Annotated in this window: 24 protein-coding genes; 19 read left to right on the top strand and 5 right to left on the bottom strand. The window is 65.6% G+C overall.

The features are described from left to right. Window positions 1–66: 66 nt before the first annotated feature. The 3 genes from M878_RS73795 to M878_RS73790 form a co-directional block, all read right to left on the bottom strand. Window positions 67–897, bottom strand: coding sequence for a TauD/TfdA dioxygenase family protein (locus M878_RS73795; protein WP_063750627.1), 831 nt, complete (start codon window positions 895–897; stop codon window positions 67–69). Window positions 898–936: 39 nt separating this feature from the next. Beyond that, window positions 937–1,932 (bottom strand): GNAT family N-acetyltransferase, encoded by a 996-nt coding sequence (locus M878_RS94695; protein WP_158692758.1) that lies wholly within the window; start codon window positions 1,930–1,932, stop codon window positions 937–939. A gap of 356 nt (window positions 1,933–2,288) precedes the next feature. Next, the gene (locus tag M878_RS73790; protein ID WP_023549736.1) at window positions 2,289–3,017 is read right to left on the bottom strand and encodes an HAD family hydrolase; all 729 of its coding nucleotides are present in this window, start codon (window positions 3,015–3,017) and stop codon (window positions 2,289–2,291) included. A gap of 541 nt (window positions 3,018–3,558) precedes the next feature. Between M878_RS73790 and M878_RS73785 the strand changes: the two genes are divergently transcribed. The 16 genes from M878_RS73785 to M878_RS000000101455 all read left to right on the top strand — a co-directional run bounded on the left by M878_RS73785 (window position 3,559) and on the right by M878_RS000000101455 (window position 19,118). Next, window positions 3,559–3,717: a hypothetical protein gene (locus M878_RS73785; RefSeq protein WP_425347907.1), complete on the top strand. Its 159-nt coding sequence runs from the start codon at window positions 3,559–3,561 to the stop codon at window positions 3,715–3,717. Window positions 3,718–4,452: 735 nt separating this feature from the next. Next, a complete protein-coding gene (locus M878_RS000000100130) occupies window positions 4,453–4,953 on the top strand; it encodes a hypothetical protein (RefSeq protein WP_245238187.1) in 501 nt (166 codons plus the stop codon). A gap of 77 nt (window positions 4,954–5,030) precedes the next feature. Further along, a complete protein-coding gene (locus tag M878_RS73775) occupies window positions 5,031–6,557 on the top strand; it encodes an amino acid permease (protein WP_023549732.1) in 1,527 nt (508 codons plus the stop codon). A 59-nt stretch (window positions 6,558–6,616) separates the two neighbouring features. Next, the gene (locus M878_RS73770; protein WP_158692757.1) at window positions 6,617–6,856 is read left to right on the top strand and encodes a hypothetical protein; all 240 of its coding nucleotides are present in this window, start codon (window positions 6,617–6,619) and stop codon (window positions 6,854–6,856) included. After that, window positions 6,847–7,899 (top strand): phosphotransferase enzyme family protein, encoded by a 1,053-nt coding sequence (locus M878_RS73765; RefSeq protein WP_023549730.1) that lies wholly within the window; start codon window positions 6,847–6,849, stop codon window positions 7,897–7,899. Before M878_RS73770 ends, M878_RS73765 begins: the two co-directional genes overlap by 10 nt. Before the next feature lie 178 nt (window positions 7,900–8,077). Continuing rightward, window positions 8,078–10,030 carry an ABC transporter ATP-binding protein gene (locus tag M878_RS73760; RefSeq protein WP_023549729.1) on the top strand — a complete coding sequence of 651 codons (1,953 nt, stop codon included), beginning with the start codon at window positions 8,078–8,080 and terminating at the stop codon, window positions 10,028–10,030. Window positions 10,031–10,158: 128 nt separating this feature from the next. Then, complete coding sequence (locus M878_RS73750; RefSeq protein ID WP_158692756.1) at window positions 10,159–10,974, top strand: hypothetical protein; 816 nt, start codon at window positions 10,159–10,161, stop codon at window positions 10,972–10,974. Between the two features lie 161 nt (window positions 10,975–11,135). Continuing rightward, window positions 11,136–11,645, top strand: coding sequence for a DUF6082 family protein (locus M878_RS73745; RefSeq protein ID WP_023549726.1), 510 nt, complete (start codon window positions 11,136–11,138; stop codon window positions 11,643–11,645). Between the two features lie 99 nt (window positions 11,646–11,744). Then, complete coding sequence (locus M878_RS73740; protein ID WP_158692755.1) at window positions 11,745–12,578, top strand: endonuclease/exonuclease/phosphatase family protein; 834 nt, start codon at window positions 11,745–11,747, stop codon at window positions 12,576–12,578. A gap of 145 nt (window positions 12,579–12,723) precedes the next feature. After that, window positions 12,724–13,548, top strand: coding sequence for a tetratricopeptide repeat protein (locus M878_RS73735; RefSeq protein WP_023549724.1), 825 nt, complete (start codon window positions 12,724–12,726; stop codon window positions 13,546–13,548). Beyond that, window positions 13,545–14,294 (top strand): 7-carboxy-7-deazaguanine synthase QueE, encoded by a 750-nt coding sequence (locus tag M878_RS73730; RefSeq protein ID WP_023549723.1) that lies wholly within the window; start codon window positions 13,545–13,547, stop codon window positions 14,292–14,294. Before M878_RS73735 ends, M878_RS73730 begins: the two co-directional genes overlap by 4 nt. A 125-nt stretch (window positions 14,295–14,419) precedes the next feature. Further along, complete coding sequence (locus tag M878_RS73725; RefSeq protein WP_023549722.1) at window positions 14,420–15,088, top strand: 2'-5' RNA ligase family protein; 669 nt, start codon at window positions 14,420–14,422, stop codon at window positions 15,086–15,088. Window positions 15,089–15,232: 144 nt separating this feature from the next. Next, window positions 15,233–15,811 carry a hypothetical protein gene (locus M878_RS73720; protein ID WP_023549721.1) on the top strand — a complete coding sequence of 193 codons (579 nt, stop codon included), beginning with the start codon at window positions 15,233–15,235 and terminating at the stop codon, window positions 15,809–15,811. Between the two features lie 298 nt (window positions 15,812–16,109). After that, a complete protein-coding gene (locus tag M878_RS73715; RefSeq protein ID WP_023549720.1) occupies window positions 16,110–16,547 on the top strand; it encodes a hypothetical protein in 438 nt (145 codons plus the stop codon). Then, window positions 16,544–18,910, top strand: coding sequence for a tetratricopeptide repeat protein (locus M878_RS73710; RefSeq protein WP_063750626.1), 2,367 nt, complete (start codon window positions 16,544–16,546; stop codon window positions 18,908–18,910). Before M878_RS73715 ends, M878_RS73710 begins: the two co-directional genes overlap by 4 nt. Before the next feature lie 19 nt (window positions 18,911–18,929). Then, complete coding sequence (locus M878_RS000000101455; protein ID WP_342452726.1) at window positions 18,930–19,118, top strand: DUF397 domain-containing protein; 189 nt, start codon at window positions 18,930–18,932, stop codon at window positions 19,116–19,118. Window positions 19,119–19,136: 18 nt separating this feature from the next. Here the strand turns inward: M878_RS000000101455 and M878_RS73705 are convergent, their stop codons facing one another. Then, entirely contained in the window at window positions 19,137–20,819 is a 1,683-nt protein-coding gene (locus tag M878_RS73705; RefSeq protein ID WP_023549717.1) for a hypothetical protein, read from the bottom strand. 1,008 nt (window positions 20,820–21,827) lie between these two features. Here M878_RS73705 and M878_RS73700 point away from each other — a divergent pair. Continuing rightward, entirely contained in the window at window positions 21,828–22,049 is a 222-nt protein-coding gene (locus M878_RS73700) for a hypothetical protein (RefSeq protein ID WP_023549716.1), read from the top strand. A gap of 781 nt (window positions 22,050–22,830) precedes the next feature. Here M878_RS73700 and M878_RS73695 read toward each other — a convergent pair. After that, window positions 22,831–23,499: a hypothetical protein gene (locus M878_RS73695; RefSeq protein WP_158692753.1), complete on the bottom strand. Its 669-nt coding sequence runs from the start codon at window positions 23,497–23,499 to the stop codon at window positions 22,831–22,833. A 155-nt stretch (window positions 23,500–23,654) separates the two neighbouring features. Between M878_RS73695 and M878_RS73690 the strand changes: the two genes are divergently transcribed. Together M878_RS73690 and M878_RS73685 are read left to right on the top strand one after the other, a co-directional pair. Then, a complete protein-coding gene (locus tag M878_RS73690; protein ID WP_023549713.1) occupies window positions 23,655–24,236 on the top strand; it encodes a hypothetical protein in 582 nt (193 codons plus the stop codon). 119 nt (window positions 24,237–24,355) lie between these two features. Beyond that, window positions 24,356–24,745 carry a TIR domain-containing protein gene (locus M878_RS73685; RefSeq protein WP_023549712.1) on the top strand — a complete coding sequence of 130 codons (390 nt, stop codon included), beginning with the start codon at window positions 24,356–24,358 and terminating at the stop codon, window positions 24,743–24,745. The last annotated feature ends 84 nt before the right edge of the window (window positions 24,746–24,829 follow it).

Here is a 24,829-nt window from a genome sequence, read left to right as displayed (position 1 = left end):
ACGCCGACAGGCCCCCTGGGGAATATCGCCGACGTTGACAAGCCCTCCGAATACTGCGCGATGTGCTCACGCGGCAGGCTTCTGGCGGCCAGGCCGCCAGTCGGCGACCGCAGCTGCATGCCATCCGAGCCGCGGTGCGTCGCCGTAGTCGTCGACGGCTGAATGCCACACTGCACGGTTGTCCCACACCGCGATGTCGCCCGGTTGCCATCGGTACCGCACCACGAACCGAGGCTGAGTTGCATGATCGAGGAGCAGACGCCTGACCAGTTCCTGCTCTTGATCGTTCAGGCCTTCGATCCGCACAGCGGAAGTGCTGTAGAACAGCCCACGTTCCCCGGTCTCCGGGTGGTCGATGACCAGCGGGTGTTCCACTTCGAGACGTTCGCCGCCGTTAGCCCGGGTCGTCGGTGAGTACTGGGAAGGGTCGCCCAAGTAGACCGCGGTGAGGTCCCCGAACAGCCTCTGCATCGGGGCGGACAGGGCCCGGTAGGCCGCCTGCATGTCGGCCCACATGGTATCCCCGCCCGCAGGTGGGGTGATCTTGAGCTGAAGCAGTTCAGCGACGAATGGGTTGGTCTTCCAGGGTCCGCCGATGTGCCAGTCTTTCGCCGGCCCGTGCTCGGTGGCCACCGGGTTGATGTACGGGCTCTCGGGTAGCTGCGGCATCGTCGGATGAATGAAGAGTTCGCCAAAGGTCTGCCCGAGGCGTTCGAACTCCTCGACATTCAGGTGCTGTTCCTTGAAGAACAGGACCTTCCGCTCAACAAGAGTGGCCCGCAAGGCTGCTCTTGCTTCGCCGTCCATGTTCTTCTTCAAGTCAACACCTGAGACGACACTCCCGATCGTCGGGTTGAGGTGAGTCACAGTGAAGGAGCCTGCGCCTGTTGGTGCCATGGATGCTCTTCTCCTCGAATAGGACCGCAGAACCGAATGTCAGTCGGCCGGCGGGAAGTAGGATTCCGTGGGAACGACCCCACAAGCGAGGTCGTGGGGTTCAAACCCGACGGATTCAAAGAGTCGGCGGGCGTGGTAGTCGGGATCCACTACAGCAACGATGCGTCGTACGCCTACGCTGTTCAGGGCCCACTGAGAGGCAGTAGTGACGAGTTGTCGACCAACTCCGCTACGGCGATTAGACGTCGAGGTCTCCAACCCTTGCAATCTTGCAATCTGCTCACCTACGGCAACACCACAGCAGCCCACCACGCGATTATGGTGAAGCGCAGTAAACCAGGCTGCCTGCCCCTTCTCGGATTGGGTTCTATAAAGGTTGAGACGTGTTCTGAGGAAGTCTTCATCAGACGTGCTGGTGACAGGGTTCGCCTGCAGATGGAAGTTGAGCAGGGAATCCCAGTCCGCGGCTGAAGACACCGGTTTGATCACAACGTCAGTCGATCGTTGCTGGGGATGCAAAGCGGTTGCCTGCATGCTCAGGCTGTCGTACGGTTCGAAGCCCACCTGCTCGAAGGCAGCGTAAACATCGTCGGAAGGCACTCCGCCTTGCCAGGCGATGCGCCCAAACTTGGCGGCCGTAGGCCCGACCTTCAACTCAAGATGCCGAACCCATTCGATGACGTCGTCACGAGTCGGCTGATTCGGGAAGAGCAATGCGTTCCCGATGCGCAGCCGTGGGAGGTAAGGGGTGTGAATGGAGATCCACTCGGCGGTTACTGCGACTTGTGCGGCGTCCCCCAGGATCAGAAGGTCGCTGCCAAGGGCGAGCGAAGTGAGCCATACCGATCCGTGATGCTGCTGATCACTCATCACCGTGTCTCCGCTCCTCGCAATTCGGTTCTCGCGGTCACGCTTCTCCGTACCACGCCATTGCATCTCAGCCCCCAAAGCAATACCTGCCGAGCCGGCGGTCACAACACTGACCATGACCCAAGCGCCGAACACCTCTTTCAGGCGCGCTTGTCGCCCAGTCAAGTACCTGCTTTTCTTTCGAGCGTGCAATGCGCCAAAGAGGGTTGCCCGTTACAAGCTGCGGGTACACCCCGAAGGGGTGACGCGGACCACGGCTCCGTCAGCGGGTACGACGTACACCGTGGTGGCGTGATCGTGCAGATTGGTCAGTGACTCATCTGGCAGCCCGATATCTCGGCATGCCTGGCGGGCAGCAGACAGGCTCGACCGGCATCCGCAGTCAGCGCATACGCGAGCGTGCTTTCGCATTGCACCCCCGTTCCTCGTGTGCGTCCGACAGCGTAGGCGGGGTACGCATGTTCTGGTATCACGCAGGTGATACGCCCAGGTGAGGCATTTTATTTGGCTGGCAGCCCTGATCAGTCGGGGTCACGGGTCGTTGTGGCGACCGCTTCCAGGAGCCGCGGAATGTCTTCGAGACTGTCGAGGACCACGTCGGCTCCGGCCGATGCAAGCTCGTTGGCGGTGGTCTTGCCGGAGGCGATGCCAATCACGAGAGCACCGCCTTCAAGTCCAGTACGGACGTCTTCGAGAGAGTCGCCGATGATGACGGTGTTAGAGCGGGTGAACGGTGCACCGTACTTGGCGCTGGCGCGTTCTTGTGCGACAGCGACGAGGGCTGGTCGGTGGTCGTCGTCCGAGGAGTATCCGCCGATCTCTGTGTCGAGGAACCCGTCGAGGTGGAACGCTTCGAGCTTGAGCATCGCGTTGCGCTTGAGGTTCCCAGTGACGACCGTCGGCACGAGGTCCGTGCGTGTGTGGACCGCCTTCAGGGCCGAGACGGCGCCGGGCATAAGCACACCCTGCTCGTGGAGGTCCGCCGCATGGGCAGCGAGGAGGTGTGGCAGGAGTTCCACCATGCGGGGCACCAGGTCGTGGACGTCCGGCTCCGGGACGCCGTTGTTCACCAGCAGTGATCGGATCGCGAGGGGCATGGTGACGCCGGTTCCGCGCGCCGGCAGGTACTTGGCCGGGCGGCCGACGAGTTCGGCGAATGCCTCACGGTACACCTGACGGTCGATGTCTCCGACGTAGAGCAGCGTACGGTCGATGTCCCACAGGATGAGGGTCTGCTCGGCCTCGGTCACGTTCAGTTCCTCGCTCCCGTCACGGCGGCGGCACGGTCCAGAGCCCTCGAGCGTACGCGTCATTCACGACCACTGAGAGATCGCTGAGCATCGCCTCGATGCTCAGCGCCGTGGGGACTGCGAAAGCACCTTTCCTCCCGCGGCCCGCAGCGGCGTCCCCGCTGAGCACGGGCTATGAGCTCAACTGCCCCACGATGAACTGACATCACTCCAGTGATATCACCTGGGGAATGTGTGCACGGGGCGTGTTCCCGTCACTCTGGGACTCCCGCAGCGCGCGGTGTCGACGAACCATGACGAACCGTCTGGAAGCTGATCATTCCGGCTTACACCTGCCCTCCGTGCTGCGGGATACACAGTTGTCCCTCACCTCGTCTACCGGAGTCCAAGGTGTCCTCGGCCTTACGCATATGGCCCGTACTGCCCCTGCCACTGGTCCGGTCATGGGAGAAGGCGTGGCGGCCCCTCTCGTGCTGCGGAAAGGTCTCCTCTTCGGGGGTGCCCCTTGGTCATTAGCTTTTCCGCTGTTGTGCTCCTGGGCGTGATCGTCTTCCTCCTCGTGAAGAAGGCCGGCCTGAACGTGGCCCACGCCCTCGTGTGTGTGCTGTTCGGCTTCTTCCTGGCCGGGAGCTCCGCAGCGCCGAGTATCAGGGACGGCGTGCAGGGCGCGTTTCAGCTGATCGCAAAGATCCACTTCTAGACCGGCCGCCGGTGCGCAGACGAGGTTCTGGCTCACCTCGCTTTGCCCTTGAGCCCAGACGGTCTTTCCACTCCCGGACGTAACCCGAGGACTGTTGATGACGCCGATACCAACTTTGTCCCAGAGCCCGACTGAGGGTACGGCCACCATCGCTTCGCCCCTGCTCTACCTGCGCACCATGCGGGCCACGTCGCACGATGAGCGTCACCTGCTTCTGCCGGAACTCGCCCTGTGTGTGGGGCATCACGGCCTCTTCTCGTATGAGCCTGTCCGCCTGGGACGGGGGCAGCCGTGAAGCGTCGAGACTCAGCTCTGGACAGACATCCGGCTCGTGACGATGCCCGATTGCGGGTGGTAGTTGAGGACTCGGCGATGGGCCGCTGGGAAGGCGCCCGGGAGCTCCTGGCTTCGACGGGGACGGACTGGGACCGGCGTGTCTTCCGTCTTCAGGTTCTCGCCCGAATTGGGGTGCGGCTCACGTTCGCGGACACTTGGGCGCAGGCCGAGCCGCGGTCTCCGCATGCTCTTGCGCTTTTGGCACACGTGCTGGCTCTGCGCTCGATGGCAGACGGTCGGGGGCGAGGCCGCAGTGAGGCGATGGAGCATGCCTGGGGGGCCTGTGTCGACGCTGCTGAAGCAATGCCCAGCGACCCATCCCCGCACATTGTCATGCTCGCGTTAATTCGTTTCCACTCGCCTCATCGTGATCGCGAGTGGCGTGCGACGGTGCGGCACGTGTGGGGGCAGGTATTGCAGCGCGACCCATGGAATCGGGAGGCGCACCACGAACTCCTCACCTATATGTTCCCCTCCTGGCACGGCACGGGCGGTGAAATGTTCCACTGGGCGCAGGAACGGTGCGCTCACGCTCCTCGTGGCCTGTCGATACACGTCCTGCCCCTGGTCGCCCTCGCCGAGATGCACCGGCAGCGGATGGAAGTGGAGGGGCATCGGTACGGACTGACCGTTCACCCCTGGACGGACAATCCGTCGACCGGGCAGGCCTGGGACAACTGGTGGGCTTACCGGGCCCCGAGCCGACCACACGCCGCCTTCCACGACGACGCCAACTACCTGGCGCATGCCCTGTCGTTCGCGAACCGGCACCGGGAAGCAGGGGAAGTCTTCGACGCCATCGGTCCGTACGCCACCGACGTGCCTTGGAGCTACTGCGGCGCCGCCCAGACGCTGTTCACCCGCCACCGCGCCTGGGCCGTCAAAGCCTCCGCACCGTAGTCCCGCCACGAACCCGAAACGTCAACCCCCGTGGCTGGGCAGCCGTTTCTCTGGATCAAGACGAAGGAAGCAGATACATGCCCCTGGATATACCGAGCGTTACGCCTTCGGAAGAAGAGCGGCTCGCCGAACTCGGCATCACCCAGACCCTGGACCGCTCCATGTCCGGGCGCCAGAACTTCGCCGTCTCCTTCACCATCATCAGCATCCTGTCCGGCTGCCTGACCATGTACGGGTTCGGCATGAACACGGGTGGGCCGGCGTTGATCATGTGGGGCTGGCTCATCGTTGGCCTGATGACCCTATTCGTCGGGCTGGCCATGGCGGAGGTCTGCTCGAGCTACCCGACAAGCGCCGGCTTGTACTTCTGGGCCCACAAGCTGGCTCCCCGTGGATCAGCTCCCGCCTGGGCCTGGTTCACCGGCTGGTTCAACACGCTCGGCCAGATCGCCGTCACCGCGGGCATTGACTTCGGCGCCGCGTCGTTCCTGAACGCCTACTTGAACTTGCAGTTCGGCTACGCCGCCACCCCCGGGCACACCATTGCGCTCTTCGGCATCATCCTGGTGCTGCACGCCGTCGTGAACACCTTCCGCGTGCGCATCGTGGGCTTCTTCAACACGGTCTCTGTTTGGTGGCACCTGATCGGCGTGGTGGTGATCGTCGGTGCCCTCCTGCTCGTCCCCGACCACCACCAGTCCCCCAGGTACGTGTTCACCGAGTTCGTCAACAACACCGGCTGGGGTTCGGCCGTCTACGTCGGCTTGGTCGGCTTGCTGATGGCCCAGTACACCTTCACCGGATATGACGCGTCCGCCCACATGACCGAGGAGACGAAGAACGCCTCGGTGGAAGGGCCGAAGGGGATTGTCCGCTCCATACTCGTCTCCTGGGCGGCCGGTTTCGTCCTGCTGTTCGGCCTCACTTTCGCTATCCAGTCCTACACCGGCGCCCTTGCGTCGAAGACCGGGGTGCCACCGGCGCAGATCTTCATGGACGCCCTCGGCGAGAGCACCGGCAAGGTGATGCTCCTCATCGTGATCGGTGCCCAACTGTTCTGCGGCATGGCTTCGGTGACAGCCAACTCGCGGATGATCTACGCGTTCTCCCGCGACGGCGCTCTCCCCTTCTCCAGGGTGTGGCACAAGTTGCATCCGGGGACTCGCACGCCGACCAACGCAGTCTGGCTCGCCGCCGGCGGTGCATTCGTCCTCGGCCTGCCGTACCTCTTCAACAGCACCGCGTACGCGGCCGTCACGTCCATCGCGACGATCGGCCTCTATATCGCTTACATCATTCCGACGCTGCTGCGGCTGCGCCAGGGCGATGCCTTCCAGCGCGGCCCGTGGCACCTTGGCCGCTGGTCCAAGCCCGTCGGGGTGCTGGCGGTTGCCTGGGTTGTGGTGATCACCCTGCTGTTCATGCTGCCCCAGGCCGCCCCGGTGACCATCGAGACATTCAACTATGCACCCATCGCAGTCGGCGTGGTGCTCGCTTTCTCGGGAACCTGGTGGGTTGGCTCAGCCCGGAAGTGGTTCCTCAACCCGGCCCACCCAAGGAACAGCACATCGCCGCTCCCCGTCTCACAGGGAGCGTCGCGGTAGCTGGCACGTGAGCTCACTCACACGCGGTCCGCCGAGCGGCGTACCGACGCCGCCCGGCCGTGACCAGCGTGGTCGCTCCTGTGCGCCGCGCATGGACGATCACTCAGGTCACCAGCTACCTGTACTCGACCTCGTTCGCGGCACCGCACCTGTTCGGCAACGACCGCCGCGCATTCGAGACGCGCCTCACCGAGGCCCTCGCCCCGCTCACGGACGACGGGCACCTCACGGAGGACAACGCCTTCACCGTGCTCACCGCACGTCGCCCTTCACCTTCCGAGGACTGGTCATGGACTTGAACGATTCCGACCGCAGCGCGGCGCTGGTGGTTGATGTGCTGGAGGACCGGTACGGACTCGTTGTCGATGTGGTCGAGCCGGTGCACATGGGCACGGACACGACCAACCGGCGGGTCCTGACCGAGGATGGGCTGCGGCTGTACGTCAAGGAGTACCGGCCCATCGCGGATGTGGCTGCGGCACGGAGCGCCTGGGACATGTCGGAATACTGCCGCGCCGCCAGGATCCCCGTCCCACGCGTATGGCCGGACGTAGACGGTGACCTCGTCACGATCGCTGAGGGCTGTGCCTGGGCGGTAACCGACGAGGTGCCCGGGCGAGTGACCAGTGCAGCGATGACAGTTGCCCTGGCTGAACACATCGGCACTGTGATGGGGCGCATGCACCGGGCGCTCGCCGCCTACCCGATGCCGCAGAAGGTGCAACAGTCCCGCTGGCGGACGGGCAGCGTTGAAGACGCCGCGACGAGGTGCGGCAGCGTGCTGGTCACGGCTCTCGGCCAGGAACACGATCACTTTGACCAACTTCGGCTGGACCTGGACCAGCGTCGAGAGGATCTGCACCAGCATGTGCACCAGTTGAGGGAGCAGCTGCCGGACGAGTTGGTGGAACAGGCCCTGCACGCGGACCTCTCCCGAACCAACATGATCGTCCTCGCCGATGCCGTCACCGGCGTCATCGACTTCCGCGGCGCACGCGCCATGCCGGCCTGGGAATTGGGCAGGGCCGCTTTCGACCCACGCACCGTCGCCAACAGTCCGGACTGGATCGCATGCGCGCTGGCGATGGTCGGCGCGTATCACGCCGAGAACCCGAGCCTCCCCGTCGGGGAGGCGCAGGCCTGTGTACGGATCGCCCTGCTCTACATGTTGTTCAGCTTCTACGGTGCCACGACCGCCGAATACGGACTTCCGCCGGCCGCCGAGGCTGATCTGAAGCAGCACTGGCGGGAGCGGCAAACGACGATCCGCCTGCTGCTGAACCACCTCGACGAACTCGAAGACGCTCTTGCCGACCTCTCAGCAGGCGGAGGCGACTCATGACGAACTCCCTCACCTCAGCCGCGTCAGCGTGCCCGTCGAAAGTCGCCTCAGCCCTACCTCGCTCTCAGGGAGACGCCTTGGATCACGCAGTGACCGGTCCACGCTTATTGCTCGCAGCAATCGGCGTGCCCGTCATGCCCATGCCCCGGAGCCCCGCGGTTCAGGAGGCACGGCGCTGATGACACAGTCGAAGAAGGGCGTGCCGTCTGCGACGCAGCCGGATGAGCACTTGAAGTTCTTCGCTCAAGGGGACCGTCGCCTCGAGGTCGCCAACGCGATCACGACACGTGCCATGGCACGCCGCATGCCACAACTGATGCGGCGAGCCTTGGGACTCGGCTGGCAGGTGGGTCGCAACTCCGTGATCGCCTTGCTTCTCTGTGAGGTGGCATCTGGGGTCCTGGAAGCCTTCGGACTGCTCGCCACTACTGGCGTGATCAAGCCTGTGATCACGTCCGGGCACCTGTCTGCGGACCAGCTTCTGGCTGCGGCTCCCTCCCTCGCAGTGGTGGTCGGAGCCATCGGGCTGCGTGCTCTGCTTGGCATCGCGAGCACGGCGTTCTCGGCACGGCTCGCCCCCAGGATCTCCCGCGAAGCCGAGCTGAAATTGCTGGACGCCGCAACGCATGCGGAACTGTCCGCGTACGACAACCCGGGCTACAACGATCGCTGGGACGCCGCTGACCGTGGTGTAGAGGTCTCTCGTGATCTGCTCACGCAGTGCCAGTACATCCTCGGAGCGGCTGCCTCGCTGATCGCGGCCTTCTGCGCCCTGACGGCTGTGCATCCGATCTTGCTGCCGTTGCTCATCCTCGCGGCGCTCCCCAAGGGCTTGGCGAGTGTGCGGGCGGCACGCGTCACGTACATCGCCTCGCGTACCACCGCGAAGGACCGCCGACTGCTGGGGATGCTGCGCTGGTATCTCGTCGACAAGCAGACTGCGGACCAGATCCGGTCCGGGACGATGGCCGATTTCCTGATCGGCAGATACCGCGCCACCGGACAAGAGATCGACAAGACCACGGACGAGGCCGCTCTGCGCAGCGCCAAGATTTCGCTGCTTGGCGGCGCCGCGGGCGGCTTCGCCAGCGCGGTGGTCTGGGCGGCCCTGGGCCTGCTCGTGCTCACTGGTCACATCTCCGTGGCCGCCCTGGGCACCGCGTTCCTCGCTTTGAGCCGCGTCAGCGCCAGCCTCGACGGGATCATCGGCTACGGCGCGCAACTCTTCCGCACCGGCATGTACCTGGACGATTGGGCGGACTTCATCGACGAAGCCGGCGGCCACCGCATCACCCGTGGCACCGAGACCCCCACCGGGCCCACGGTCGTACGCGCTGAGAACATCACCTTCCGGTACCCGGACACCGACCGGCCCGCCCTCGACGGAGTGTCCCTGGAAGTCCGGCGCGGCGAGATCCTGGCGCTGGTGGGCGAGAACGGATCAGGCAAGACCACCCTCAGCAAACTCCTGTCCGCGCTCTACCTTCCCGATCAGGGAATGATCGACTGGGACGGAGCCGATACCCGGACCATTGACGCACACGCCGCCTGGTCACGGGTTGCCGTAGTGCCGCAGAACTTCGCATGTTGGCCCCTCTCAGCACGAGAGAACATCACCCTCGGCCAGCCCACGATCGACGGAGACGACGCCGTCCTTGATGCCGCTCGGGCGGCAGGCGCCGACGAAGTGATTGATGATCTCCGCAGCGGCCTGAACACACTGCTCGCCAGAGAATGGTGGGGCGGGCAGGAACTATCCGGCGGGCAATGGCAACGCATCGCAATCGCCCGAGCCTTCCACCGCCCCGCTGGCCTACTCGTCCTGGATGAGCCGACCGCTGCACTGGATCCGAGAGCCGAGCACCGCATCTTCTCTGGCCTACGCCGTCACGCCGCCGACCGCGCTGTCGTCCTCGTCACCCATCGCCTGACCAACGTGGCTATCGCTGACCGCATCGTGGTCCTCAGCATGGGCCGAGTTGTCCAGCACGGCACGTTCGCTGAACTCCTGGCGAACCGCAGCGGCCTATTCCGGGAGTTGTGGGACCTGCAGAACGAGCGGTCGGGACAGATCCCTGCCCCTACGTCTCCGGAACACGACGTGGCACCCAACCAGCATGCCCTGTTTTGACCTTCTGGAAGAGTGAGATGACACCGACCGCCATACCGGCCGAGGCCGCTGACTGGGCCCGAGGCCACGTAGGAAGGCAGGCCGCTTGGGCGCTGCCGGCCGATCTCAGTTGCGCTCGGGCGTGGCGCATGTCCTCACCCCAAGGACTCATCGACCTCCGTATCACGCGCAACGATGACGACTTCCGCCGCGAGATCTACGCCCACCGCAACGCCATCCGTCATCTCAGCCCCAGCCACGGCCCGCGATTGCTTGCCAGCGAGCCGAGACTCCGGAGCCTGCTGACGGTCCAACCCAGGGGATGGCGCGTCGACAACGCAAATCTCCAGCTGCTGCTCCGAGTTCACGAGGAGGCCGGTCGCCTGCTACGAGTGCTGCACGACAGTGCTGGGCGCAATGACGAATCGCGGACACAAGCGACTCGGGCCACCGCTCTGTACGTGCAACGCATCCGGGCGCTCGTCCGCCAGGTCGGCGCACTAATGCCCATGACGCAGCAGGACGCCGTTGAGCGATCCGCTGCCATCGTGCTGGAGCACATACGAGATTTACCGGCCGCCTTCTGCCATGGCACGTTCGGCCCCGCAACTTGGGAATGGCAGAGCCAGTCTCAGGCCCTGTCCCTCACGGGGTTCGGCCGGTCCCAAATCATGGCTGCCGTCATTGACCTCGCGCGGCCAGCTCTGTTGTGGGCCAAGCAGCCGAGCCTGCGTGATTGGTTCTTCAAGGGCTTCGGCCGCGCACTCTCGGAATCCGAACTGCTCGTTCTGAAGCACATGTCGGTTCTGGCCACTGCCGAAGACTTGCTCCACGCGATCCATCTGCGCGACCGCGAGTCGATCTCAGCAGCAGCTGCTCTCCTCCGTGGGGCGATCGCCAGGCCCGGGAGCACGCTCGACAGCGGCTCGACGACCCCGGTTACCGCGAAGCAGACGAGATCGTGATGGGGCCCTTCTAGCCGTCGAGCACCCGACCGGGTGTGTCACCGCTGCTCTGCGTTCCACCGACTAAGCGGGATGCACTCACTAGTCCAGAAGCCCACAAATGCCTGCCCTCTGCCTGCTCTCGCACCATTGCGACGAACTGTTGGAAGAAGGAATCTCTCATGCGTAGCAACCATGTGACCGCTGCCGCGCTGCTCGCCCTCGCCGGGACCGGCATCGTCCATGTCGTTCTCAGTGAGCGCCGGCACCGTGATCGGACTCTTCTGGAGACGGCACGCATGCATCAGCAGCTACTCGCGGCTCAGGTGGAGCGTCCCAGTCTCCGCGCAATATGGGGAAGCCTGGCGCCGCTCGACTCGGCGGAACGGCGCCTGCACCTGCACCGCAACGCCTGGGTCGCTGCGTGGGAGGTGATGTACCGGGTCGGAGCCCTAAACCCTGCCGGGGTGGACGGTGCCGCCCGTGCTCTCTTCGCCACGCCCGAAGGCATGCAGTGGTGGACCCGTGTCCGTGAAGGGCGGGCCCGGGCTGCCGTCGACGAACGCGCCCGCCAGTTCCACTCCCTCATGGACACCGCCTTTCAGGACGAGACCGGAAAAGTCCTGCCGTCCATTCCCACGGCCACCGATCCCGGCGGCCTGGAGCACCCGCAGACTTCGCGTTCGCGCTGATGACGCGGTGTCGCCTCAGATCGACGACAGCGCGGCGCCGCCCTTGGGACGGACAACGCTCCCCGAGCTAACCATCCGACAGGCAAGGAGCAACTTCACGTGATATTGACAGTAATGAGCCAGAACGCCCAGATCGGCGCCCACCAGGATGGGCGATGGGAGGGGCTGGTAGGCGCCATCCGTGACGTGGACCCGGACCTGCTTCTGCTGCAGGAGGTCGAATGGCTCGCCGGGCCCGAACAGGCTAAGGCCGCTCGTGAGGAGCTCGGCATGAACCTTGTCGTCGCGCCATCCCGCCAGATGAACCCCGCGGTGGCCTGGAAACCCAGGGCTCTGGAATGGCTGGACACCGACACCAGGTACAGCGCCACGGACATGCACCACGGTTACTGCTCCCTCCAGCTTCGACCACTGGGCCTCGCGAAGGAGTGGCCGGTCCCGCTCGTAGCGATCAGTACTCATCTGACCCCCTACTCCGTGGAAGCCGCCGGCCAGGAGGCCCAGCTGCTCATCGCCCGCGCCTACCGATTCGGCGGCATCGGCCTCGTCGGCGGCGACATCAACCACATGCCGTTGGGGGACGAGGAGCCGGACTGGTCACTCATCCCTCCCTACAACCGGTCCTCCCGGTGCCATCGACGCAAGAGCTCTACCGACCCGTGGCGGGGCAACCGCCTCGTGGGCGAGGTCTTCCGCGACGGCGACATGACCGACGTCGCCGCCCACCTCGCCGACTCCCGCCCCGATCCCTCACTGCGTGCCCTGACTGGCAAGGGCGGACAGTTGCGCGTGGACCAGTTCCACGTCACCCCGGCACTCGTGCCCGCGATCGTGGACTACCGGCGGGTTAACACCAACGCCGATCACTACGGCATCGTTGCCACTTTCGACCTGGACCGGGTCGCCCTCCCTGCCGCCGGCGAATACGTCTGAAATCGCCTCGCTGCAGGTGCCTCCATAGCCGCAGAGACAGCCGGTAACGCTCCCCGTGTCCCACGTCCCCATTAGCCCCACGCGGCCCGCCCGGGCAGAGCAGCACACACCCATCTCATCACCGATCACGAAAGGGCCCCTAGAAATGACGACACGGTCCTTCAGCAACGCCCTGCAGAAAGCCGAAACTGCTTTCCAGCAAGGCGACTTCACCGAAGCCGTGAGCCTGTGCCAAGAGGTCCTGCCACACCTCGACGCAGAGTTCGGCCTCGACCACGACGTCCCGTGGCGGGCCCGCCTCACTCTCGGCCTGTCCCTGTACGGCCTGGGCCGCTTCTCCGAGGCGGAGCTGTATCACCGTCGTGCGGTTGAGGGCCGGTCTCGCATCCTCGGCCCGGACCATCCAGACACGCTCCAAGCTCGCGCCTGGCTGGCCGATGCAGTCGGAGAACAGGGCCGGATGGAAGAGGCCGAGGCGATCGCACGGGAAACGATCAAGCTCGGTGAGGTCAAGGCACTCCAGTCGCACGACGGAGTACTGATGGCTCGCCTGACCGTAGCGTGGATCAGATTCCACCAGGAACGATGGGGAGAAGCTACACAACTGGCTACCGCGGTCTGTGCCGACCTCGAGCGTTGCCTCGGCACTGAGCACCGGCTCACGTTCTCCGCGGGGAACCTACTGGCCAAGTGCCTGCAGGGCTTCGGGGATCTAGAGAGCGCCGCATCGCAGGCAAGGCAGGTGTACCAGGGGCGCATGGCGGTGCTGGGACCGGAACATCCGCACACGATCGCCGTCGTCCACGACCTGGCCGACATTCTGGTTTCAGCAGGCAGGGTGCAGGAGGCGGCTTCGCTGGCTGAGCAGGCCCTACCTGCAGCGGACAAGGTGCTGGGTGACGCACACCACCGGACGGCGGGGCTTCGTGAGATTGCCGGAATGACTCTCTTCGGACTGGAGGGGGCATGACTCACACCGCTTTGCCGCTGCCGGCAGCCGATGGCCGCAACCGGGAGACGCACCTGCCGATCAATGAGGTCTTCTGGGATGTGGTGCAGGGTGAAGGGCCCTACATGGGGCGCTCCTGCGGCTTCATTCGCCTGGGGTGGTGCAATCTGCACTGTCCTCCCTGCGACACGGCCCAGACCTGGGACACCTCGCGCTACGACTTGGCCGTCACCTGCCCGGAGACGGCAGTTGCGGCTGCGGTGGACCGGCTGCCCGCACGGGTTCGTATGGTGGTGCTCTCGGGCGGTGAACCTCTGCTGTGGCAGAGCGCACCGGCGTTCATCACCATGCTGGACCTGTTGGGACGCCGGGGCATTGAGGTGCATGTGGAGACGAATGGCACTATCGCGCCGCCCCCATCTATCAACCCCTTTATTGGGCACTACACCGTGTCGCCGAAGTTGACGGTCATGGGCGGCGGTGACCCGCTCAAGCGCCGGATCAAACCCGATGCGATCGCGGCGTTCGCTCGGCTTGCAGCGGCAGAACGAGCGGCGTTCAAGTTCGTCGTGGCCGACCAGGCCCATATCCGGGAAGTAGCGGACTTTGCGGCGGAGCACGATCTGGAGCCGTCGTGGGTCTGGGTGATGCCGGAAGCGCCCGACACGGCCACGCTGCTGGACCGCCAACCGGTCATCACGGCCGGCGCGGCCGCGTACGGATACAACGTCAGCACCCGCCTGCACATGATCGCGCAATGCCGGTGATCACGAGCCCGCGATAGCGGTCCGTGTCCCTCCAGGCCATGCGACCAGATGTCGTTGGCCAACATCTGGATGCACAGCCCTGCCCCAAGCAACCCCGTTTACGTGCAAAGGAAAGGAGATCGACTGTGCGGGACTTCTTTTCCACGGTTATCCACCGCTGGCCGGAAGGCCGCCGGGACTACCACTGGCATCTGCTCGCCTCGCCCGAGTGGGCGGAGGAGACTCTGTTCGAGCCCTACCGGGAGCTGACTCACCGACCGGGCCTCGCCCCTGTGCGACCGGAGAACTTTCACGTCACCGTCTTGCACGGGCCTCCCGTGGAGGAGATGTCCGAGCGGGAGATCGCTGACATGGTCGATGAGGTGCGGGCGGGTTGCGCCTGGATCGCGCCGTTGGAGCTCACTTTGGGTCGGGCCACTGTGGGCAGTGTCGCCATCGAGTGTGCGGGGCGGCCAGGGGCGGCATCGCGCCCGTTGTGGGAGCTGACCGTCGCTGCCACCGCGAAAGCGACTGGTGGCCGCTACGAGGCCCTGCCCGCAGCCCACTACCCTCACGCCAGCCTGGCCTACGGTGTGGGGGATGTCGAGCGGCTTCCGATGAAGGTATGGCTGAGCGACCACGGACCCCGCCCCGTCACGATGCGCGTGGAACAGATCAGTTTGGTCTCCCAGTGGCACGACCGGCGCGAGATCATGTTCGAGCGGATCCTCGACGTGCCGCTTGGCGGATCCCACTGGCCGCGCCTGCAGACTGCCCAGCACTGGTCGAGGACGCTGCAAACCCGCCAGCCGTGAAGGAGTTCACCACATGAACCAGGTCATCGGCGTCAAGAGCTGCCTGCCCGCAGCTCCTACTTGAACCATTGGTGGTCTTCACCAGACCGCCCGCTGACCTATTCGTCGAGCACAGCCGCTGTGGCGGCCGAAAGGGAGCGAACCATGAAGTCCGTACAGATCATTCCCGGCCTGGCGGTGGACGAGGAGATGTTCAACGCCGCCGTCACAGGTCTGGCAGAGCATCTTCCGGACGAGCACCTGACCTGGGACAGGTTTACGTCCGAAAGCAACTGGACGCTGATCCCTGACCTGGACGGGGTCGGATACAAGGCCGAGCTTCTTCTGCGGCGTGAGGCAGAATGCACCGCCAAGATCAATCTTTGGCTCGGTCCGGACCTTCGCGACGGTGCGGCGCCGAAGCCGCACAACCATCCGTGGGAGTTCACCGCGTTCATCCTGCTCGGCGGATATACCGAGCAGCGGTATGAAGTGGTGGACGGCCAGGTCACCAGCACGACCCAGGTTCACCAAGCAGGCGGGCAGAACCACTTGCCCCTCACGACCTTCCATGAGGTCACCGCAATCGCTGAGCCGGGGCGGACGTTGACCCTGATGGTCTGCGGTGCTGGCCGGAAGGGCGAATGGGGTTATATCGACCCGGAAAGCGGCGAGTTCGAGGCCAATCAGCCTGATCCAGGGTTCCGAGCTCGCCTCGTGGCGATAAACCCTCGCCTTCGGTGAGCTAGCCCGAGTTCAGCGGCCGGCAGGATAGGCTGGTCGGCCACGACGGGAACGAGATTCGGCTCGTCCCACAGCCAGGCACATAGGTTGATCACTCGACAGATGAACGTGATGGCCCCAGATCCCAGGCCGAGGCGCGCTGCCGACTAGGCACGAGCTCTGACCGACGAGTTCGGGGCTGAGCTGAGCGGTGGCACCCAGTGCGTTTCGGCCAAGATTCGTGCGCTGGCCGCACTGGTGGCAGGAATGTTGAGGGCCGTGGTGGCCGCCCCGTCTACTATCACCCGGAAGGAGCTGGGTGAGTCTGCTCTGGCAGGGGGCGCGCGTGGATGTTGTCGAGACGGCCGGTGCCACGCTGGTGGCGTTGATGGCCACGGATGCTTGGCAGCAGGCACGTGACGGTGTCGTGATGCTGTGGCGCCGCTTCCGGCCTATCCAAGCCGAGGAGATCACCCTGGCTCTGGACGAGACCCGCGAAGAGGTTCTCGCGGCCCGCCAGGACCAGAATGAGCAGGACGAGGCGGATCTGGTACGTGACTGGGACCGTCGGCTGCGCCGAATCCTGGAGCAGGATCCGGCCGTGGCCGAACAGTTGCAGCACGTCCTCGACGAAGTACGCGGCTCGCTGCCCCGCGATCAGCAACCCACCGTGCCGGCTCCCGTCTTCCACACGCACGTGTCCGGCAACGGGCGCGTCTACAACGCGGGCCGCGACCAGCACATCCACGAGCGATGAGCCACCCTGGGCGCGGCGACGCGGGGGCTGTGGGACCTCGCGTGTCGGTTGCCGATCACGGTCGGCTGTTCAACGCCGACCGGGACCAGGTCAACATCGAGATCGGGAGCTACACCGCCCAGTACTCGCCGGGCGGAGCGGCGGCTCGGCGAGAGCATGTGGGCCCGGACTCGGTGCGGGTCCCCTTGGCTGCGGCATCCCTGACACCGATCCACGACCGGCACGATCTGCGTCGCCTTTTGCTGCGCGCCGCGTGTCACCCTGACGCCTCGGACAGTCCCGTAGTGGTGCACGGCATGGGGGGCTGTGGGAAGACGGCCATCGTACGCGTGGTCTTCGACGAGGCGGTGGGTCAGCACGGAGTCATCGGGTTGTGGGTGAACGCGTCGACTGCGCCGACCTTCCGGGAGGGCATGCTCGCCGTTGCCCAGGACCGGGGCGCCTCGCAGGATGAGGTCGATGCTGCGCGCGACCGTCGCCGGGCCGCCGCCGATCTGGCCTGGTACCAGTTGGAACGCTCGTCCCAGCCTTGGCTGCTCGTACTCGACAACGCGGATGATCCCTCGGTGCTGGGCGACGAGGTGTGGTTGCGACCCACACGCCGTGGCACCATCCTCGTCACCACCCGCTTCGGCACGGCGGCAGCGTGGCGGCGCGCGGAACGCCATCATCTGGACGTTCTCGGCCTGGACGACGCCGTGGATGTCCTGATCGATCTCGAAGTCCCCTCCGACACGGCCGAGCTGGAAGAGCTGGCCCGCGCCTTGGGGTGCCATCCTCTGGCGTTGGTCCTCGCCGGTTCCTACCTGGGCCGCCGATTCCTGGATCCGGTGACTGTGGACGAATTCCTTGAGCGTCTCCGCAATGATCCGAACGCTACGCTGGACGAGGCCGCCGATCCTGATGAGCGTGACCTTCGTCGGCTGATCAGCAGTACGTGGCAGATCTCCCTCGACGCCCTCGCCGATCGTGGTCTTCCCGAGGCGATCACCCTGATCCGGCTGTTGTCCTGCTTCGCGTCCGATCCACTGCCGACCGGTGTTCTCCACCCCGATAGGCTGCGGCATACCGGCCTCGACCGGGCCGAACCACCGCTACCCGGCCAGCGCGCGGAGGCCGCCCTGCGGGGCCTGATGTCGCACTCCATGGTGTCCGTCGACGACGTGCCCGGAGACGTAGGCCGCCCGGGTGTTCCTTGTGTGCAGACCCATGCCCTGCTACTGGACACCGTCGCCGCGCGCATCCCCCTGGACCAGCGCGAGATCATTCTTGCCGCGGCAGCCACTCTGCTGGAGGACCTGCTCACCAGGGAAGCCGGCGAAGGGCTGCTGATCGACGCCCAGAGCCTGCGGTTGTTCACCCCACATGTGGTGGCCCTTCTGGAACGTGTTGTCCGAGCCCGCTCGGCCATCGCCCACCGTGCACTGGCCCTTGCACGCTACCTGCGTGCCCAGAGTTACGACCGCGGCGACTTCGCCACCGCTCATGCCGTGGCGAAGGCCGTCGTGGACGCCGACGGCTCCCTCGACGCTCCTGACACGGCGGAGAGCCTGGCAGATCGCTACGAACTCGGTCGCATACTGAGCGCCTTGGGCCGCTATGAGCAGGCCAAGGACCTCCTTGAGGAGGTCCTGGTCGCCCACGAGGCGGAGATGGGCCCCGACCACTTGGCAACGCTCGCTTGCGCCCACGAACTCGCCCTCGTCTTCTATGGGCTGGGCGCCTGGAGCCAGGATGAGCACCACATGCGGCGCGCAGTCGACGGCCGCAGCAGTGCCCTGGGCCTCGAAGCCCCGGACACCATCGTCAGCACGGCCTGCCTCGCTGAGGCCGTCGGCGAGCAGCAACGCTGGCAAGAGGCGGTCGGCATCGCCCGGCCCAACGCCGAACGCGCCGCGCGGGCTCTGGGCGACGAGGACCCCGTCACCCTGACCGCCTGCCACACCCTGGCTTGGATACTGTTCAAGAGCGGCCAGATAGACGAAGCCCGGGCGTTGGTCGAACGCATCCTTGCCGTTCGAGGCCGCCTCCTGGGTGCGGAGCATCCGCGGACCCTCACGACCAGGGCATTGCTTGCCAACATCCTGCGCTCTCAGCAACAGTGGGAGCTCGCAGCGCAGGAAGCTCTCTCGGTCCTGGAGGTACGCGAACGTATCCTCGGCGCCGAGCACCCGCACACTCTGGGCCTGCGGAACGTCCTGATCCGCATCCGCCTCGGTGCCGGCGACCTCGACGCCGCCGTGGCCCTGGCCGAGGCGAACCTGGAAGCCTGCCACCGCGTGCTCGGCGACGACCACCCTGACACCGCCTCCTGCCGACAGGCGCTCCAAGAGGCCCACACCGCAAAGGAATCTCAGCGTTGACCGACCTCGTGATCCGGACGTGGTGCAAGAGCAGCTACAGCGGCCAGGAGAACACCTGCCTCGAATTGCTCACCCCCCCCCGCTAGGACAGGCCCCCGTTCGTGACTCGAAGCGCCCTGGGAGCACGGTGATCACATTCCGCGCCAGTTCCTGGACGTCGTTCATACGTGCCATAGCGGAGGACGATGTTCCCTCCCCGCCGTGCTGATACACGAACGCGGGGCGGCTACGCCGTGGTGCGGTTTCCGAGCAGCCACAGTTGCATTTCGTCGAGCAGTCCCGGTTCGGGCGGCCAGGGTGCCTCCGGCTTCCGGCCGACCAGCACGCCTGCCTCCGCCACGGGTGCTTCTGGGGCGCAGACTGCCGTCAACGGACGGATGAAGCGGGACAGAAGGTCCGCGTGCTCGGCGTAGAGGGTCTCGTCAGTCGGGGCCGGGGCCTGGCCGATGGCGATGGCCGCCTGGTCGTAGTACTGCTGCGTGGCTCGGACCGCGTCGGTCAGGGTCTCTCCTGTGAGTAGCAGCGTGAACTTGGTCAGCTCGCGGAAGGAGCAGCCGGGTACGCCCTCGTCGGAGACGAGCACCAGCTCTGGACACTTTTCGTTGTTCTCGTGGTGGTCCACGAAAGCGAGAATGAGCCGGGTGCTGTCGGGTCCTTGGATGATCAGCCCCATGCCCGGTGTTGGCATGCGCTCGGGTAGATCCCTCGGCACCGGGCTCTGGGCTCCCGAGGTGGGCTGGTTGTCGGCGGGAAGAAGGGCATGCCGGCCCCCACTGCGCCAGGCACCGACCGCTGCGATGCGCACCCCGTCCCACATCGCTTGCCGCGCAGGAACTCCGTAGAAACTCACGAGCCAGGCCGCCACCTCGGCACTCGGCATCCAGCACCAGGAAGGCCAGCGGCCGTACTCGCGCACTCGCATCTCCTCCAAGTGCTGGAAGATCCCCGGATACGTCTGGGTGATCTCCAGCTCAAGGCGGTGCCAGTGCTCGGCCGCATGCCGGTACCAACTCGCTACGCGTCGCCCTGTGACATCGAGTTGGTAGTCGAGTTCGGGGGCGAACACGCCGTGCGAGACGGTGGCTGGCGTGGTCGCCACGTCCCGGAAGCCTCCGACTGCACCAGCCTCGCGTAGTGACGCGGCGTGTGTCGCAGCGCGGGCTATCAGGGCTTCGCGGACAACTTCGGCTGACTCGGTGGTGGCGACGTGGACGCTACGGTTTTTTGCCTTCTGAGCCGCCAGAGCCCGTCCGACGGATGGCTCGGGCCGCCTCTCATCGATCTGCACCCCGTGCGTGGTCAAGGCGTACCAAGCGGCTACGACGGTGCGCAGCGGCAGGTGGGAGTACAGCAGCCCAGAGGGCACCTCGGCCTGCCAGAGGCGGCTATCCACCAGCGGTGCGTACGGCAGATGAAGGTCGAAATCCGGCACCAACGTCGGGCCGCCCTCTCGAACATCCGACTCCTGACTGTGGTGGACAGCCCACCAGGTCAGATGTACACCCGGCCCGAAACCTTCCATGGGCGTCCCCCAGGTCACGGCCACCATCGACGCCTGCCCGAGATCGCACAGTGGCTCGGGGGCTGTGAACAATCCTGACGGGGCGGGCAGGACGTCCTCGATGAACGGCAGTTCCTGTTCCCGCTGCTCGGCCACGGCCCGGGCAACGCTCAGCAGTGGCGTGTCCAGTCCGAAGGTACGGCCGTTGGCCACGCGTCGCGCCTCGGCCGCGAGGACCTTCTCGATCCGCTGATCCGGCGGGAGTGCACCCCATGTTGCGGGCATGGTGAACGTCTGCCCGTGCTGCAACACGTACGCGTAGTACTGGCGGCTCAGAGGTGAGCGTAGGTAGGCGAGCAGCCGGGACCGCAGATGGGCAGCCGTATCGGCCAGCGGGGCAGCAGTCATAGGTGGAGCCTAGTCGTGCCACCGACGGCTGTTGACGGCACCGAAGATTTCTCTTGCGGGGCCGATCACTTGCCCGCTCCGTGACTACTTTCTGCAGTCTCACTGGCGGGCTGGTGGGTGGCTCGCGCTCGTCCGCTGGCCGGAGAGCTCGTCTCGTAGCGAGACGCCATCACTCACCCGTGGTTGTCTAGGGTGGCCGCCATGAGTAGCGATGGAGCGCCTGCGCACCGCGTTCATCCTGACGACCCGCGGGCGATACCACCGTCCTGGCGGCTGGCCATGGATCACGCCCGGATCTTCTACCAGTGGCACCAGGACTGGCGCCTTGGCCGGCACACACTCTCACGGGAAGAGCAGTATCGCATTGAGGAAGCAGAGGGCTACCGGCCCGATTACGAGGTAACCATCCTGGGTGTCGCCTTGTGGAGCGCGGCCCGAGACCGTGCGTGCCGTCTCGGCGACGTCACATTGCGCGGGGCAGCCGACGTCTGTCGCCGAATTGCAAAGGCAGGCCGACTGTCTGCGAACCTGCCGCATATTCGCCCTGGGCACGGCCTGCTACCTCCGCCGAACGAACTCCCCTCCGTAGCACGGGTGGTTGAGGCTACACTCACGACCCACGCGGAGACGCCCATCCTGGCTGGCGGGCCGGTTGCCCCCGATCGCCTCAGGTACCGGATACTCGAACTGCGCGCATTCCCAGAACATTTCGGGGTTGGGCACGGGGGATGGGTGAGCAACGGCCGATGGGCCGAGGAGCAGCGATCAAGGAAACAACACGCATTGCAGACGGGCGTATGGACGGTCAGTGAGGCAGACCGAGTAGCTGCTCGCGCCACCGGGCTATGCAACTCCCCCACCGCTGCCTCCGACTACCCAGCCTCACCCAAGCCTGCGGAGGCGGGACCATCCTGGCTCCAGCGTGCCCGCCGTCTCGTCCATCTCGGGACTTCCCTCGGAACGGCTGCCGATTACGCGCCTCGCCGACCGGACGGAATGCACGGCAACATGCACGCGCTGGCGATTACCCACGGGGGTCTGTGTGCGGACCTCGAACCCGCAGTAACCCACCTTGAGCCGCTGTGGGCGGAGGAAGCCGCATTGGACGTGGCCCAGTGGGAGCAGCAGCACGTTCCCCCGCTCCTCGCACAGCAGACCGCAGCTGCCGAACACGCCGTTGAGGAACTCGCCAAGCTCCTCGACCAAGTGGTGCACGACACCCGAGAATGAGACGACTCAAGGGCGCACGTCGTGCGACCGGTGATGGACGGCAGAGGTCCTGGCGGGCTGCCTCGCCACCACGGCCGGTGACACACTGACCGCGGCGACTGGTTCGAAGGGGGCTCGGCATGACGGATGCGACTGCGGCTGATGCGGTTGTGGCAGCAAGTTGCGTGGAGACCGAGGTAGAGAAGGTAGAAGGAGACTCCGAAGGCAGCGTTCGAGTCCGCGTGACCTGCCACGATCGGTGGCAAGTGGAAGATGATGGACGGGCACTGCATCTAGTTGCGCCGACGAGCATGCACCCGGCAAGGGAGAACGCCTCCGTCGTTGTCACCGATGCCCGGTCAGCCCCGATCCCTCACGTGGTTCTCGAAAGGGCGGTGCACGCGTATCCGGGGGCAGCGGTCGTGGGGGCGGTGACGAGCGATCGTGAAGCACTGGTCTGGGTCTGCGTCCAGCCGCCGGCAGTCTTGGGGCGGGTCGGCTACACGGTCCGGGTTCGCAGCGAGGAGCCGGGGCAGCCCGGACTGTATCCCTCTGCGGTTTATGGGTGGGCCCGCTGGTGGTGCGAACAGCACACCGACATTCCGTCCGGCTATCCCCGCCGTGCCCTGCTTCCCCTTCCGCCCGAGCGGATCGACGCCACGACGTCCACGGCCACGTACCGTCTCCGCGCCACCCGAGCCGACCACTGGACCATTCGGGACTGAGAGGATCTGGCTGGGGCGGCTGACGCGTGCCCTGAACGGCACGCCTCACGCCTTCCTTCCAGTGAGGACGTGCACCGTTAGGTGCTCGGGCGCACAAGCTCCGCGGGGATCAAGACCGACTGGTACTCATACGAGACCTTGTAGGAAGCAGGCGTGGTCACGGCGCGGGCGTCATCGTCGCGACCCCAGACAGGCCCGTACACCCGGCCGCAGGCCCCGTCGTACACGCCGCCTGTGATCTCCACGGTGGACATTCGAGCGATTCCTCCGCACTCTGCGAGCAGCGGCTTGTCGACGGTGCTGCTCAGGACGTCGACGGACCGGTGGTAGAAGCTCTCCATGTGTGCGTCGGCGTACTCGATGGGTCGGTGGCTGGCGGGAATCCAGCGGGGGTACGTCTCCGGTCCTTGCGCATTGGCCATCGCCCAGGCTCGCCGCTGCTGCACGGGTACTGATGCCGTGCGGTCCTGGGGCCACTTCGGCGCGGTGAAGTACCAGTCCGTATCCGCTGGATCGGGCTGGGGCGGGCAGTGATCGTTGAGGGTCTGGTGCAGGACAGCGGGATCGTCGAGTTCGTATCGGATCTTCGCCAGTGGAACCTCATTGACCGCGACGCTGTCCCGCTCGGCGATCACAGTCAGGATGAGAGCGAGCAATCCGCCAGGCGGCGTATACGGGGGGAAGTACTCCTCTGCCCGGGAGATCGCCGCCGGCCAAGTCTCCGTCGTCTTTGTCATGTCGGCCACGCTTCTACGCTAGAGGCCGGACTGTGGCCACGGAAGCCGATCACCAACAGTCCGCTCACGGGGCCTGGCGGCCTCGTCCGTGTGAGGGGCTTGTTCCTGGCCGGCGCGTGCAGCGAGGTGGGTGCCCGGTGGCCCGTCCTGGCTAGGCTGGCGCCATGACGAAGGCCGCCGACGAGCAGCAACTCGACAGGATCGCGCGATCGCTGAACCGTTACGAGTGGCATCCCACGCAGGAGGAAATCGCCGTCGGAGTTGCTTTCCTCAGGGAGTTGCAGAAGGACGAGGAGGCAAGCCGGCCGTTCCCCCGTGGACCACAGGAGTGGGACAGGCTGCGTACCGAGGGGATCGCGGGTCTCGTCGCGAAGGTCGCCAGGATCGACAAGGAACTGCTGCCGTTGTGGCGGGAGCGACTGCCCAGCGATTCGCCCGTGATCGCTCTTGTTGAGATCTACGTCCGCAGTGCGCAGTCCATCCTGCATCATGCGGATGACGTCCTCGCGGCCTGGCGAGGAGCCGTCTGGCAGGAGCCCACCCAGGAGGAGATCGCGCACGAGGCGCATCGACTGCAGGTGTCGCCCGAGGATGCAAGGGCTATCTGGCGCTTCGAGGAGGCCCGCCATTGGGAGTCTCAACCGCCGCGGAGTGCCCTGTGGGAGGAACTGCTGCCGAAGTGGTCGTACCTGACGTCAGTGGCCTCGGTCGTGGCAGCCGTAGTAACCGGAGACGTCGAGTATTGATGCGGCCGCTGTAGCTATCCGAACTGAGACGGGCGTGTCCGCCGTCCACACGCCGGAATGCCCGTCCCTCGTTCTCGTCTCCGCAGGCACCCCTTGGACCACACCACCAGGAGGAACCAGTGTCACACCCGCAACTGCTCACCCCCGAGGAGAAACTCGCCGACGCGAAGAAGCTGTTGAACCTCCCGCGTATCGTCGTGATCTGCGGCTCCACCCGCTTCATGACCGAGATGACCGAGGCCGATCTGCGGGAGACCAAAGCCGGAAAGATTGTCGTCAAACCGGCCTTTGACATGAAGTCGCCGCACGAACTTTGGTCCGATCCTGTCGAGGCCGAGGCGCTGAAGGTTCGACTCGGCGATCTGCACCGGGCGAAGATCCGGCTCGCTGATGAGGTACTCGTAGTCGGCGACTACATCGGAGACAGCACCCGAGCCGAAATCGCCTACGCCCGGTCACTGGGCAAGCCCGTGCGGTTCACGCACCCCGAAGTCGACCCTGACGCCTGACCGCCCGCTGCGACCTCGACAACCACGGCCGGCAGCCCGCCGCCTGACCGTCTCGCGGTGGCTTCGGCCGCCGCCCACCCCACA

The organism is Streptomyces roseochromogenus subsp. oscitans DS 12.976, from assembly GCF_000497445.1.
GTDB classification, from domain to species: Bacteria; Actinomycetota; Actinomycetes; order Streptomycetales; family Streptomycetaceae; genus Streptomyces; species Streptomyces oscitans.
This window is presented reverse-complemented; position numbering and strand designations above follow the sequence as displayed.